Consider the following 14,207-nt stretch of genomic DNA (forward strand, 5'->3'; position numbering starts at 1 on the left):
GGGCCCGGCGGGTGTGATCACGCGAGCGCGCGGGCCAGTTCCGCGGCCAGCGGCGCGCGCAGCTCCGGGGCGTCCACCCGTTCCACGCGAACGTCCGTGCAGTCCACCCAGCTCGCCGCTTCCACCAGGGCCTGGGCGACCGCGGGGACGGCCTTGAGGCCGTCCAGGGTCACCTGCCTGGCCACCAGGGTGCGGCCCTCGCGGGCGGGGTCCACCCGGCCGACGAGGTGGCCTCCGGCGAGCACCGGCATCGCGAAGTAGCCGTACACACGCTTCGGCTTCGGGACGTACGCCTCCAGCCGGTGGGTGAAGCCGAAGATCCGCTCCGTGCGGGCCCGCTCCCAGACGAGCGAGTCGAACGGGGAGAGAAGCGTCGTGCGGTGGCGGCCGCGCGGTGCCGTCTCCAGGGCCGCCGGGTCGGCCCAGGCGGGCTTGCCCCAGCCCTCCACCGTCACCGGGACCAGGCCCGAGTCGTCGATCACCGCGTCGACCTGCTCGCCCTTGAGGCGGTGGTAGTCGGCGATGTCCGCGCGCGTGCCGACGCCCAGGGACTGGCCCGCGAGGCGGACGAGACGGCGCAGGCACTCGGCGTCGTCCAGCTCGTCGTGCAGGAGCGGGCCGGGAACGGCGCGCTCGGCGAGGTCGTACACCCGCTTCCAGCTGCGGCGCTCGGTGCACACGACTTCGCCGTACATCAGCGCGCGCTCGACGGCGACCTTCGTGCCCGACCAGTCCCACCACTCGCTGGTCTTCTTCGCGCCGCCCAAGTCCGTGGCCGTGAGCGGGCCTTCGGCGCGCAACTGCTTGATGACCTGGTCGTACACGCCGTCCGGCAGGGCGTGGTTCCAGTGCGGGCGGGCGCGGTAGGCGCGGCGGCGGAACGCGAAGTGGGGCCACTCCTCGATGGGGAGGATGCAGGCGGCGTGGGACCAGTACTCGAAGGCGTGCGGGTGGGGTGGGGTGCCGGTGGTGCCGTCGTGGGACGGCGTCCAGTAGGCGCTGTCGACGGTCTTGCGGCCGACCGCGCCCAGGCGGGCGTACGGGATGAGTTCGTGGGAGCGGGCGAGGACGGAGATCGTGTCGAGCTGGACCGCGCCGAGGTGCCGGAGGACTCCGCGTACGCCGGATCTGCGGTCCGGGGCGCCGAGGAAGCCCTGGGCGCGCAGGGCGATGCGGCGGGCTTCGTCTGCGGAGAGCTCGGTGCTGGGGCGGGACAGGCTCGTCATTCTCCGCACGATAGGCGGTGGCACTGACAGTGGGGGTGGGGTGGGTGGCTTCGTGGGTTGCGGTGGGCGGGCTGGGTGCGGGTGCCGGTTTTTTCGCCCCCTCCGCCCCTTCCCGTCCCGATAGTCCTGGGGGCTGCGCCCCCTTTCCCCCGCTTCGGCCTGAACGGCCTCGTCCTCAAACGCCGGACGGGCTGGAACTCCTCACCGGCGCCGGACTAGCTGGCTGGTGCCGGCAGATAGGGGGCTGTGGAAGGGAGGCCCAGGTCCGATGGGAGCAGGGAGCCCACCCAGGCGTCTCGGCGGACGCCCTTGTTGTTGAGGGCGGAGCGGAGGGTGCCTTCGATGGTGAAGCCGGCGTGTTCGGCGACGGACCGGGAGCCGATGTTGCCGACTTCGGCGCGCCACTCGACGCGGTCGACCGACAGGGTCGTGAAGGCCCAGTGGGAGGCGGCGACGGCGGCTTCGGTGATGTAGCCGTTGCCGCGGTGGTCCTTCTTGGCCCAGAAACCGATCTCGCCGACGCCGAGGGCGCGCATGGTGATGCCGACCACGCCCACCAACTCCCCTTCGGGGAGAAGGACGCCGAAGGTGAACGCCGACCCGTCCGCCCAGCCGTCGGGCACGATCTGCTCGGTGAACCCCTGCGCGTGCTCGCGCAGGTACGGCGAAGGAATCGTGGTCCAGCGTTGGATGTCCGGGTCCTGGGCGGCGTCGTACACGGCATCGGTGTCGTGCGGGCCCACCGTGCGCAGCAGCAGACGATCGGTGGTCAGGGTGACGGGGTCCATTGGGCGATTCTGCTCGGGAGACCGGAAGGACGCCATCTCTTTGCGGAGGGCGTCATTTCATGGCTGTGCGTGAGGGCGTGATTACTTTTCGCAGCGCCAACGCGGCACCTTCCGCAACCCCTGTCCGTTGTCCTAGTGGCTGTCACAGGCAGACCTCCCGGCGCGGTGGGGTCCTCGCTTACGATGGCCGTTGCTCAAGCTGTGATTTGAAACTGTCATTGAAACCCGACCGTCCCAGGCCCGACCGGCAAGGAGACAAACCCCCGTGTCCGTCCTCTCGAAGATCATGCGTGCAGGCGAAGGCAAGATCCTGCGCAAGCTGCACCGCATCGCGGACCAGGTCGCCTCCATCGAAGAGGACTTCGTCGACCTCTCCGACGCCGAGCTGCGGGCCCTCACCGATGAGTACAAGCAGCGGTACGCCGACGGCGAGAGCCTCGACGACCTGCTGCCCGAGGCGTTCGCCACCGTCCGCGAGGCGGCCAAGCGCGTCCTTGGCCAGCGCCACTACGACGTGCAGATGATGGGCGGCGCCGCACTTCACCTCGGCTATGTCGCGGAGATGAAGACCGGTGAGGGCAAGACGCTCGTCGGCACCCTGCCCGCCTATCTGAACGCCCTCTCCGGAGGCGGCGTTCACCTCATCACCGTCAACGACTACCTGGCCGAGCGCGACTCCGAGATGATGGGTCGCGTCCACAAGTTCCTGGGCCTGGAAGTCGGCTGCATCCTCGCCAACATGACGCCGGCCCAGCGCCGCGAGCAGTACGCGTGCGACATCACGTACGGCACCAACAACGAGTTCGGCTTCGACTACCTGCGCGACAACATGGCGTGGTCGCAGGACGAACTGGTGCAGCGCGGCCACAACTTCGCCATCGTCGACGAGGTCGACTCGATCCTCGTCGACGAGGCCCGTACGCCGCTGATCATCTCCGGCCCGGCCGATCAGGCCACCAAGTGGTACGGCGACTTCGCGAAGCTGGTCACCCGCCTGAAGAAGGGCGAGGCGGGCAACACCCTCAAGGGCATCGAGGAGACCGGCGACTACGAGGTCGACGAGAAGAAGCGCACCGTCGCCATCCACGAGCCCGGTGTCGCCAAGGTCGAGGACTGGCTGGGTATCGACAACCTGTACGAGTCGGTGAACACGCCGCTCGTCGGATACCTGAACAACGCCATCAAGGCCAAGGAGCTCTTCAAGAAGGACAAGGACTACGTCGTCATGGACGGCGAAGTCATGATCGTCGACGAGCACACCGGCCGTATCCTCGCCGGCCGCCGCTACAACGAGGGCATGCACCAGGCGATCGAGGCGAAGGAAGGGGTGGACATCAAGGACGAGAACCAGACGCTCGCCACGATCACCCTGCAGAACTTCTTCCGCCTCTACAAGCGCCACGACCACGAGGGCAAGGAGATGCCCGGCCTCTCGGGTATGACCGGTACCGCGATGACCGAGGCCGCCGAGTTCCACCAGATCTACAAGCTCGGCGTCGTCCCGATCCCGACCAACCGGCCGATGGTCCGCAAGGACCAGTCCGACCTGATCTACCGCACCGAGGTCGCCAAGTTCGAGGCGGTCGTCGACGACATCGCGGAGAAGCACGAGAAGGGCCAGCCGATCCTGGTCGGCACCACCTCGGTCGAGAAGTCCGAGTACCTCTCGCAGCAGCTCTCCAAGCGCGGCATCCAGCACGAAGTGCTGAACGCGAAGCAGCACGACCGTGAGGCGACGATCGTCGCCCAGGCCGGCCGCAAGGGCGCCGTCACGGTCGCCACCAACATGGCCGGCCGTGGTACCGACATCAAGCTCGGCGGCAACCCCGACGACCTCGCCGAGGCGGAGCTGCGCCAGCGCGGCCTCGACCCCGAGGAGCACATCGAGGAGTGGGCCCAGTTCCTGCCGGCCGCCCTGGAGCGTGCGGAGAAGGCCGTGAAGGCCGAGTTCGAGGAGGTCAAGGACCTCGGCGGGCTCTACGTCCTCGGCACCGAGCGCCATGAGTCCCGTCGTATCGACAACCAGCTGCGCGGTCGCAGCGGCCGTCAGGGCGACCCGGGCGAGTCCCGCTTCTACCTGTCGCTGGGTGACGACCTGATGCGTCTGTTCAAGGCCCAGATGGTCGAGCGCGTCATGTCGATGGCGAACGTCCCCGACGACGTGCCGATCGAGAACAAGATGGTCACGCGCGCGATCGCGTCGGCCCAGTCGCAGGTCGAGACGCAGAACTTCGAGACCCGCAAGAACGTCCTCAAGTACGACGAGGTCCTCAACCGGCAGCGCGAGGTCATCTACGGCGAGCGCCGCCGCGTCCTGGAGGGCGAGGACCTCCAGGAGCAGATCCAGCACTTCATGGACGACACCATCGACGCCTACATCGCTGCGGAGACCGCTGAGGGCTTCGCCGAGGAGTGGGACGTGGACCGGCTGTGGGGCGCCTTCAAGCAGCTCTACCCGGTGAAGGTCACCGTCGATGAGCTGGAGGAGGCGGCCGGTGACCGTGCCGGTCTGACCGCCGAGTTCATCTCCGAGTCCATCAAGGACGACATCCACGAGCAGTACGCGGCCCGTGAGGAGCAGCTCGGCTCCGAGATCATGCGTGAGCTGGAGCGCCGGGTCGTGCTGTCGGTCCTGGACCGCAAGTGGCGCGAGCACCTCTACGAGATGGACTACCTCCAGGAGGGCATCGGCCTGCGCGCGATGGCCCAGAAGGACCCGCTCGTGGAGTACCAGCGCGAGGGCTTCGACATGTTCGGCGCCATGATGGACGGCATCAAGGAGGAGTCCGTCGGCTACCTGTTCAACCTGGAGGTCCAGGTCGAGCAGCAGGTCGAGGAGGTCCCCGTCGAGGACGCCGCTCCGTCGCTGGACAAGGAGGAGGCCGTCCCCGCGGGCGCGCGTCCCGAGATCCGCGCCAAGGGCCTCGACGCCCCGCAGCGGCCTGATCGCCTGCACTTCTCCGCGCCGACCGTGGACGGCGAGGGCGGCATCATCGAGGGTGACTTCACCAGCGACGAGGAGCCCGTGCGCTCCGAGGCGGACGGCCTCACGCGCGCGGAGCGCCGCAAGCAGCAGAAGGGCACGCGCCGCCGCAAGAAGTGACGCTCGCCGCGCGTGAGCGGCAGCTGACCGGCAAAGGGCCGGGCACCTTCGGGTGCCCGGCCCTTTGACGTGCGGAGCCCGGGGCCAGGGGCGCGGTCGAGGAAGGCGCCCGGCTTCAGTCGTCGTCCGTGTGCGGCATGCGCGGGCCGCCCAGTTCCACGGCCGTGCAGCGCCAGCGGTGGTCGAGGCCCTGCTCCAGTCGGAAGGCCATGGCGCGCAGCTGCTCGCCGGCGCCGATGCGGGCGAACGCCTCGATCGCGCCCGGGCGGGGGACGTAGTAGCCGATGTCGCGGACGACCGGGCGGGTGCCGCGAGTGCGCAGGGCGCCGCGTTCGGCGAGCCAGGCGAGTTCGTCGTAGGCGCGGCCCGCGGTGTGCCTGAGCATGCAGTGGACGGGGCGCTGGCCGCTCAGTACGGCGACGAGGCGGTCGGCGAAGAGATCGGTGGGGCGAGGCTGCTGCGCGGGCCTGAGGGGGGTTTCTCCGGGCGCGGGGAGGGTGGCTGCGCCGGTCGGCGAGGGCGGGCGGCCCTGCGACGCGGCGGTGGGCGTGCCGGGCCTTCCCGGGTTCCCCGGCGCCCCGGGTGTCGTACGGCGTGCGCCGTCGCCCGGGGGCGTGGACGGTGGGCTGCCTCCCGGCGTCGTACGAGGAGCACCGGCGCCCGGTGCGCGGGGCGGGGTGCTGCCGGGGCGGCGGGTGTCGCGGCGGCCCGGCGGGCGGGTGCCCGGGTGGCGGTTCGCCGTCCTGGTCATCACCTTGTTCATGCGTCGTCCCCGCTCCATGAGGCCCGGGATTGATACCGGGCAGTAACTTTGTGTTGGGGATCTTGTACGAGGCGTGAGTGGTCCGGTGCAAGGACGCCGGGCGCGCGTCGGGGCGGCCGGAAGGTTCACCTATCCGGGTGGCCGGGAGAGGCGGGGGCCTTGGCGGGGCCGGGGTGTACCGGGTGACTTCCTGGCCTGGGGTGGACGCCGTCCGGGGGTGGGGTCCGGGACCCGAAAGGGGACTCCCGCACGTATCCTGAAGGCGCTCCCGGGAGGTGCGGAACCGCCCCTCCACGGGACTCTCCGCGGAGCCTTCCGACTACGAAAGCGGCCAGCCATGCGCGTCTACGTCCCCCTGACCCTCTCCGGTCTCGCCGAGGCGTACAAGACGGGGGAGCTGGGGGCGGCGCCGTTCGTCGCGTACGCCGTGACGCCCGCGCTGCGCGAGTGGTACGTCTCCGACGACATCGAGGAACTCGAGTACGCGGCGCTGAACCGGGCCGCCCTGGCCTCGCTGCGGCTGCTCGCGGGTGAGCCGGGGGGCGTGCGACGGCGAGTCGTCGTCGCGGTCGACGTGCCGGACCGTGCCGCCGTCGCCGACCCCGACCGGGGGCTCGACCCGGCGGCGCTCGGTGAGGTGCGGGTCGCCGGCGCCGTGCCGCTCGCGAAGGCGGCCGCCGTGCACGTGGACGCGGACGACGCCGAGGCGGATGTCGCCGCGGCCGTGGCGGCGCTGGGCGCGGCGGACCACGGGGACGACGACGCGCAGTTCGTCGTGGACGGGGCCGAGGACCACGAGCTGCTGTGGTTCGCCACGCAGGAGATTCCCAACCTGGTGGGGCTCGCGGGCTGAGGGCCCTCTCCCATTTCCGGTGAGCGCGCCCACGACCGTGCGGCCGCGGCAACCACGGCAGCCATGAGGGTCATCACAGCCATGACCGCTGAGGTGCTGGGTTGTCAGTGGGGGCGGGTACGTTCTTGTCATGGGGAAGCACGAAACAGCGCACATTGTGTGGGACTGGAACGGGACTCTGTTCCACGACAACGCCGCGATCATCGGGGCGACGAACGCGGCGTTCGCCGAGCTGGGTCTTGAGCCGCTCACGATGGAGCAGTACCGCACGTTGTACTGCGTACCGGTGCCGAAGTTCTACGAGCGGCTGATGGGCCGGCTGCCGACGGACGCCGAGTGGGAGGTCATGGACGACACCTTCCACCGGTACTACGCGGAGCACCGTACGGCGTGCGAGCTCACCGCGGGGGTGCCGGCGCTGCTCGCCGAGTGGGTGTCGGCGGGGCGCAGCCAGTCGATCCTCAGCATGTACGTGCACGACGAACTGGTGCCGCTGGTGCGGGGGTTCGGGATAGAGCCGCACTTCCTACGGGTCGACGGGCGGACCGGGCCCTCCGGCGGCAGCAAGGCCGAGCACATGGTGCGGCACGTGAGTGCGCTCGGCGGTGTGCGGCCGGGCCGGGTGGTCGTCATAGGCGACGCGGCCGACGACGCGGTCGCCGCCCTGCATGTGGGGGCGCAGGCGGTGCTCTACACCGGCGGCTCCCACAGCCGCGCCAGCCTCGAAGGTGTGGGTGTGCCCGTGGTCGACAGTCTGGAGGAGGCGGTCGAGGAGGCTCAGCGGCTGGCGGCGTGAGGGCCGGGTGACCTGCGGCGGTAGGTACGCCCACGGGGGCTCGGGCTCCGCGTCTACGTATACGGATCTTCCCCGGGTCCGCATGCCGGGGGCGCGGGACCTGGGGGAAGCTCTGGTGGTGCCGCCCGGGGGCGGGATCGGGATCCACGGGGTGTGGCCGCACGTCGGCGGTGCCGGCTCCTCCTCATGGTGATCCGGGAGCTGCCGTGGTTCGGCGTCCCGCCGTTTCGCCCCGGGTGGTGCCCGGGAGCGTGCGGCCGCCCTCGTCGGCGGGGGCAGCCGCACGTCTCTCCGGAGATGCTGTGTCGGTCGGGGTGCTGCGTGTGTCGCCTCTACGGGACTGCCGACCGGGACTCGGCGTTGATCAGTTCGCCGGGGCCTTCGCGCGCAGCACCGTCAGGAACTCGCGCATCCAGCGGGAGTGGTCCGGCCAGGCCCGGGCGGAGACGAGGGTGCCGTCGACGACCGTCTCGGCGTCCTGGAACGTCGCGCCCGCGGCCTGCATGTCCAGCTCCAGAGCGGGGTACGCCGTGACGCGGCGGCCGCGCAGGCCGTCGATGGCCGCGGTCAGGAGCGGGCCGTGGCAGATCTGGGCGATCGGCTTGTCCGTGTCGAAGAAGGCCTTGAGGATCTTGCGGAGCTCGGGGTCGTTGCGGAGGTACTCGGGGGCGCGGCCGCCGGGGATGACGAGGGCGGCGTACTGGCCGGGGTCGACCTCCGCGAACGCGAGGTCCGCGGGCCAGGTGTAGCCGGGTTTCTCGGTGTACGTGTCGAAGCCGGGTTCGAAGTCGTGGACGACGAACTGGAGCTTTTTGCGGGTGGGGGCGGCGATGTGGACGTCGTAGCCCTCCTCGCGCAGGCGTTGGTAGGGGTACAGGACTTCCAGGGACTCCGCTGCGTCGCCGGTGACGATGAGGATCTTCGCTGCCATGTCGCTGCGCTCCGCTTGGCCGGGGGTTGCGCCTCCGTTGGGCGATAGGGGCAACGTGCCTCGGGGAGGAGACCTTGCCAAGGGGGCGTGCGCTGTTCGGGGGCCGGAATGGGGTGGGTCGTGTCACCCTGCGTCTGGTCGGCACCCGGGGTGGGTGGCCTAACCCTGGGCGCCCCTCGCTTTGAACGGTCACCCGGGGTTGGTGCTGGGCGGGGGTGGGTCGCGCAGCCCGGCGCTTACGAGGCGCCGCCTGCGCCCACCCGTGCCGCCCCAGCGGCACGATTGCCCGCAGCTGAGCGGATCGGCGGCCCCCCCGGCGCCGCCGCTGGGGGTGGGCGGGCGTGGCCACGGCACGTTCTGCGTCCCCGCGCCCCTGTGCAGAACGTCAAAGTTCCACCCCCTCTTTTGTACACATACGGCTCATGACGGGGAGCGGGTGAGGGGCGATAGCCTGGTGGCGTGATCAGCGCGATATCTCGCGGGGGCATCGTCGCCCCTGCCCTGCGCCCGGTGAGCACGGACGACATCCGTGACCGGGCGGTCGCTGGTCTTCGCGGGTGGGGCGTGCGGTGTGTACCGGCGTCGCCGAGAGCAGCGTCACAGTCTTCGTGGACGCCGAGAATGGCCGATAACCCCCCGCTCATCTCTCCCTGCGGCATAGCGTCGAAGCAGACCGGACACCCCGTGTCTCGCCGTGACGTCAATGCCCATCGCATCGGGGAAGAGACCGAACTTCCTTCTACGTCACGCAACGGCGCGCGACAGGAGCCAGAGGACAATGCAGACCAAGCTGGACGAAGCAAAGGCCGAGCTGCTCGAGAGGGCCGCCCGGGTAGCTGAGAACAGCCCGGTCGGGGGGCACCTACCGACTGGGACGACGGGCGAGGGCACACCCGACCGGGACACCGTGCTCGCGTTCCTCCAGCGCTACTACCTGCACACCGCCCCGGAGGACCTCACCGACCGCGACCCGGTCGACGTCTTCGGAGCCGCCTTCTCGCACTACCGGCTGGCCGAGACCCGACCACAGGGCACGGCCAATGTGCGGGTCCACACCCCGACCGTCGAGGAGAACGGCTGGACGTGCAGCCACTCCGTCGTCGAGGTCGTGACGGACGACATGCCCTTCCTCGTCGACTCCGTGACCAATGAGCTGTCCCGGCAGGGGCGCGGCATCCATGTCGTCATCCACCCGCAGTTCGTCGTGCGGCGTGATCTGACCGGCAAGCTCATCGAGGTCCTGGAGGCCCGGCCGACCTCCGGTGATCTTCCGCACGACGCCCACGTCGAGTCCTGGATCCACGTCGAGATCGACCGCGAGACCGACCGCGCCGACCTCAAGCAGATCACCGCCGATCTGCTGCGTGTGCTCTCCGACGCCCGCGAGGCCGTGGAGGACTGGGAGAAGATGCGCGACGCCGCGCTGCGCATCGCCGAGGACCTGCCCACCGAGCCGACCGCGGACGACCTGCGCGACCAGGACGTCGAGGAGGCCCGTGAGCTGCTGCGCTGGCTGTCGGACGACCACTTCACCTTCCTCGGCTACCGCGAGTACGCGCTGCGCGAGGACGACTCGCTGGCCGCCGTCCCCGGCACCGGGCTCGGCATCCTGCGCTCCGACCCGCAGCACGCCGGTGACGACAGCCACCCCGTCAGCCCCTCCTTCGAGCGGCTGCCCGCCGACGCCCGTGCCAAGGCCCGCGAGCACAAGCTCCTCGTCCTGACGAAGGCCAACAGCCGGTCCACCGTGCACCGCCCGAGCTACCTCGACTACGTCGGCGTGAAGAAGTTCGACGAGCAGGGCAACGTCGTCGGCGAGCGCCGCTTCCTGGGCCTCTTCTCCTCCGCCGCCTACACCGAGTCCGTGCGCCGCGTGCCCGTGGTCCGCCGCAAGGTCGAGGAAGTCCTGCGCGGCGCCGGGTTCTCGCCCAGCAGCCACGACGGGCGCGACCTGCTCCAGATCCTGGAGACGTACCCCCGCGACGAGCTGTTCCAGACGCCCGCCGACGAACTGCGCTCCATCGTCACCTCCGTGCTGTACCTCCAGGAGCGCCGCCGGCTGCGGCTCTACCTGCGCCAGGACGAGTACGGGCGCTACTACTCGGCCCTCGTCTACCTGCCGCGCGACCGGTACACCACCGGCGTGCGCCTCAGGATCATCGACATCCTCAAGGAGGAGCTCGGCGGCACCAGCGTCGACTTCACCGCCTGGAACACCGAGTCGATCCTCTCCCGGCTGCACTTCGTGGTCCGTGTCCCGCAGGGCACCGAGCTGCCCGAGCTGTCCGAGGCCGACAAGGACCGCATCGAGGCCCGGCTCGTCGAGGCCGCCCGCTCCTGGGCCGACGGCTTCGCGGAGGCGCTGAACGCCGAGTGCGGCGAGGAGCGCGCCGCCGAGCTGCTGCGCCGCTACGGCAACGCCTTCCCCGAGGGCTACAAGGCCGACCACACCCCGCGCGCCGCGGTCGCCGACCTCGTCCACCTGGAGAAGCTCTCCGAGGGCCAGGGGGACAAGGACGCCGAGTCCTTCGCGCTCAGCCTCTACGAGCCGGTCGGCGCCGGCCCCGGTGAGCGCCGCTTCAAGATCTACCGCAAGGGCGAGTCCGTCTCCCTGTCCGCGGTCCTGCCGGTGCTCCAGCGCCTCGGCGTCGAGGTCACCGACGAGCGGCCGTACGAACTGCGCTGCTCGGACAGCACGATCGCCTGGGTCTACGACTTCGGTCTGCGCCTGCCCAAGTCGCAGAACGGCAACGGCGACTACCTGGGTGACGACGGCCGCGAGCGCTTCCAGGAGGCCTTCTCCGCCACCTGGACCGGGCACGCCGAGAACGACGGCTTCAACGCGCTCGTGCTGAGCGCCGGGCTCGGCTGGCGCCAGGCGATGGTGCTGCGCGCGTACGCCAAGTACCTGCGCCAGGCCGGTTCGACGTTCAGCCAGGACTACATGGAGGACACCCTCCGCAACAACGTCCACACCACCCGGCTGCTCGTCTCCCTCTTCGAGGCGCGGATGTCGCCGGACCGCCAGCGGGCCGGCATGGAACTGACCGACGCCCTCATGGAGGAGCTGGACGCAGCCCTCGACCAGGTCGCCAGCCTGGACGAGGACCGGATCCTGCGGTCCTTCCTGACCGTCATCAAGGCGACCCTGCGCACCAACTTCTTCCAGGAGGCGCTCGGCGGGCAGCCGCACGAGTACGTCTCCATGAAGTTCGACCCGCAGGCCATCCCGGACCTTCCGGCGCCCCGGCCCGCGTACGAGATCTGGGTGTACTCGCCGAAGGTGGAAGGCGTGCACCTGCGGTTCGGCAAGGTCGCGCGCGGTGGTCTGCGCTGGTCCGACCGCAGGGAGGATTTCCGGACGGAGATCCTCGGCCTGGTCAAGGCGCAGATGGTCAAGAACACCGTCATCGTGCCGGTCGGCGCGAAGGGCGGCTTCGTCGCCAAGCAGCTGCCGGACCCGTCCGTGGACCGCGACGCATGGCTCGCCGAGGGCATCCGCAGCTACCGGACCTTCATCTCGGCGCTGCTCGACATCACCGACAACCTGGTCGCCGGTGAGGTCGTGCCGCCCGCCGACGTCGTGCGGCACGACGAGGACGACACCTATCTCGTGGTCGCCGCCGACAAGGGCACCGCGACGTTCTCGGACATCGCCAACGAGGTCGCGCAGTCCTACAACTTCTGGCTCGGCGACGCCTTCGCCTCCGGCGGCTCGGCCGGTTACGACCACAAGGGCATGGGCATCACGGCCCGCGGCGCCTGGGAGTCCGTGAAGCGGCACTTCCGGGAGCTCGGCCACGACACCCAGACCGAGGACTTCACGGCGGTCGGCGTCGGTGACATGTCCGGTGACGTGTTCGGCAACGGCATGCTGCTCTCCGAGCACATCCGCCTGGTCGCCGCCTTCGACCACCGGCACATCTTCATCGACCCGAACCCGGTCGCGGAGACGTCGTACGCGGAGCGCCGCCGCCTCTTCGAGCTGCCGCGCTCGTCGTGGGCCGACTACAACACCGAGCTGATCTCGTCCGGCGGCGGCATCTTCCCGCGTACCGCCAAGTCCATCCAGGTCAACGCCCACATCCGCGAGGCCCTCGGCATCGAGACGGGCGGCAAGATGACGCCGGCCGACCTGATGAAGGCGATCCTCCAGGCGCCGGTGGACCTGCTGTGGAACGGCGGCATCGGTACGTATGTGAAGGCGTCCACCGAGACGCACGCGGACGTCGGCGACAAGGCCAACGACGCCATCCGCGTCGACGGCGCCGACCTCAGGGTCAAGGTCGTGGGCGAGGGCGGCAACCTCGGCCTCACCCAGCGCGGACGCATCGAGTTCGCGACGCACGGCGGCAGGATCAACACCGACGCCATCGACAACAGCGCGGGCGTGGACACCTCCGACCACGAGGTGAACATCAAGATCCTGCTCAACGCGGTCGTCACGGACGGTGACATGACCGTCAAGCAGCGCAACAGGCTGCTCGCCCAGATGACCGACGAGGTCGGCGCCCTGGTCCTGCGCAACAACTACGCGCAGAACACGGCGATCGGCAACGCGCTGGCCCAGTCCGGCAGCATGCTCCACGCCCAGCAGCGCTTCCTGCGCCACCTGGTCAGGGAGGGCCACCTCGACCGGGAGCTGGAGTTCCTGCCCACCGACCGGCAGATCCGCGAGCGGCTGGGCTCCGGCCAGGGTCTGACCGGTCCGGAGACGGCCGTCCTCCTCGCGTACACGAAGATCACGGTCGCCGACGAACTGCTCGCCACGTCGCTGCCCGACGACCCCTACCTCCAGGGCCTGCTGCACGCGTACTTCCCGACGGCGCTGCGTGAGCAGTTCCGCGAGCAGATCGACACGCACGCGCTGCGCCGCGAGATCGTCACGACCGTCCTGGTCAACGACACGGTCAACACGGGCGGTACGAGCTTCCTGCACCGGCTGCGCGAGGAGACCGGGGCGTCCCTGGAGGAGATCGTCCGGGCGCAGACCGCGGCCCGCGCGATCTTCAACTCCAGCGCGGTGTGGGACGCCGTCGAGGCGCTCGACAACGTGGTGGACGCGGCCGTGCAGACCCGCATCCGGCTGCATTCCCGCCGTCTCGTCGAGCGCGGCACGCGCTGGCTGCTCAACAACCGGCCGCAGCCGCTGGAGCTGAGCGGGACGATCGAGTTCTTCAAGGACCGGGTCGAGCAGGTCTGGGCCGAGCTGCCCAAGCAGCTGCGCGGCGCGGACCTGGAGTGGTACCAGCAGATCTACGACGAGCTGACGGGCGCCGGCGTCCCGGACGAACTCGCCACGCGGGTGGCCGGGTTCTCCTCCGCCTTCCCGACGCTGGACATCGTCGCGGTCGCCGACCGGATGGACAAGGAGCCGATGGCCGTCGCCGAGGTCTACTACGACCTCGCCGACCGGCTGGGCATCACCCAGCTGATGGACCGCATCATCGAGCTCCCGCGCGCCGATCGCTGGCAGTCCATGGCCCGCGCCTCGATCCGCGAGGACCTGTACGCGGCCCACGCGGCGCTCACCTCGGACGTCCTCGCCGTCGGCAACGGCACGTCCACGCCCGAGCAGCGCTTCAAGGCGTGGGACGAGAAGAACGCGGCGATCCTCGGCCGGGCCCGCACCACCCTGGAGGAGATCCAGGGCTCGGACTCGTTCGACCTCGCCAACCTGTCGGTGGCGATGCGGACCATGCGGACGCTCCTGCGCACGCATTCGTAGTTCTACGGTTCTACGGTTC

Annotated in this window: 8 protein-coding genes; 4 read left to right on the forward strand and 4 right to left on the reverse strand. The window is 70.2% G+C overall.

Annotation, left to right across the window (positions count from 1 at the left end; all coding sequences use genetic code 11):
• Positions 1-17 precede the first annotated feature (17 nt).
• The gene (locus AB5J56_RS27205) at positions 18-1,226 is read right to left on the reverse strand and encodes a winged helix-turn-helix domain-containing protein (protein ID WP_369235921.1); all 1,209 of its coding nucleotides are present in this window, start codon (positions 1,224-1,226) and stop codon (positions 18-20) included.
• A gap of 215 nt (positions 1,227-1,441) precedes the next feature.
• A complete protein-coding gene (locus AB5J56_RS27210) occupies positions 1,442-2,014 on the reverse strand; it encodes a GNAT family N-acetyltransferase (RefSeq protein ID WP_369235923.1) in 573 nt (190 codons plus the stop codon).
• Between the two features lie 265 nt (positions 2,015-2,279).
• Here AB5J56_RS27210 and secA point away from each other — a divergent pair, with 265 nt between their 5' ends.
• Complete coding sequence (gene secA / locus AB5J56_RS27215; protein ID WP_369235925.1) at positions 2,280-5,117, forward strand: preprotein translocase subunit SecA; 2,838 nt, start codon at positions 2,280-2,282, stop codon at positions 5,115-5,117.
• A 115-nt stretch (positions 5,118-5,232) separates the two neighbouring features.
• Here the strand turns inward: secA and AB5J56_RS27220 are convergent, their stop codons facing one another.
• Positions 5,233-5,880 carry an Rv3235 family protein gene (locus tag AB5J56_RS27220; protein ID WP_369235927.1) on the reverse strand — a complete coding sequence of 216 codons (648 nt, stop codon included), beginning with the start codon at positions 5,878-5,880 and terminating at the stop codon, positions 5,233-5,235.
• 337 nt (positions 5,881-6,217) lie between these two features.
• On the opposite strand from AB5J56_RS27220, the gene AB5J56_RS27225 reads away from it, so the two are divergent.
• Together AB5J56_RS27225 and AB5J56_RS27230 are read left to right on the forward strand one after the other, a co-directional pair.
• Complete coding sequence (locus AB5J56_RS27225) at positions 6,218-6,733, forward strand: hypothetical protein (protein ID WP_369235929.1); 516 nt, start codon at positions 6,218-6,220, stop codon at positions 6,731-6,733.
• Positions 6,734-6,863: 130 nt separating this feature from the next.
• Entirely contained in the window at positions 6,864-7,529 is a 666-nt protein-coding gene (locus AB5J56_RS27230; protein WP_369235931.1) for an HAD family hydrolase, read from the forward strand.
• 364 nt (positions 7,530-7,893) lie between these two features.
• Here AB5J56_RS27230 and AB5J56_RS27235 read toward each other — a convergent pair whose 3' ends face one another.
• Positions 7,894-8,460, reverse strand: a complete 567-nt coding sequence (locus tag AB5J56_RS27235) for a DJ-1/PfpI family protein (protein ID WP_369235933.1) — start codon at positions 8,458-8,460, stop codon at positions 7,894-7,896.
• A 778-nt stretch (positions 8,461-9,238) separates the two neighbouring features.
• Between AB5J56_RS27235 and AB5J56_RS27240 the strand changes: the two genes are divergently transcribed.
• On the forward strand, positions 9,239-14,188 hold the full coding sequence (locus AB5J56_RS27240) for an NAD-glutamate dehydrogenase (protein WP_369235935.1): 4,950 nt from the start codon (positions 9,239-9,241) through the stop codon (positions 14,186-14,188).
• Positions 14,189-14,207: the final 19 nt, after the last annotated feature.

This window comes from Streptomyces sp. R21, assembly GCF_041051975.1.
Classification (GTDB): domain Bacteria; phylum Actinomycetota; class Actinomycetes; order Streptomycetales; family Streptomycetaceae; genus Streptomyces.

Coding starts and splice junctions, on each gene's coding strand:
- AB5J56_RS27205 (WP_369235921.1), bottom strand. CDS start 1,226: ATGACGAGCCTGTCCCGCCCCAGCACCGAGCTCTCCGCAGACGAAGCC.
- AB5J56_RS27210 (WP_369235923.1), bottom strand. CDS start 2,014: ATGGACCCCGTCACCCTGACCACCGATCGTCTGCTGCTGCGCACGGTG.
- AB5J56_RS27220 (WP_369235927.1), bottom strand. CDS start 5,880: ATGAACAAGGTGATGACCAGGACGGCGAACCGCCACCCGGGCACCCGC.
- AB5J56_RS27225 (WP_369235929.1), top strand. CDS start 6,218: ATGCGCGTCTACGTCCCCCTGACCCTCTCCGGTCTCGCCGAGGCGTAC.
- AB5J56_RS27230 (WP_369235931.1), top strand. CDS start 6,864: ATGGGGAAGCACGAAACAGCGCACATTGTGTGGGACTGGAACGGGACT.
- AB5J56_RS27235 (WP_369235933.1), bottom strand. CDS start 8,460: ATGGCAGCGAAGATCCTCATCGTCACCGGCGACGCAGCGGAGTCCCTG.
- AB5J56_RS27240 (WP_369235935.1), top strand. CDS start 9,239: ATGCAGACCAAGCTGGACGAAGCAAAGGCCGAGCTGCTCGAGAGGGCC.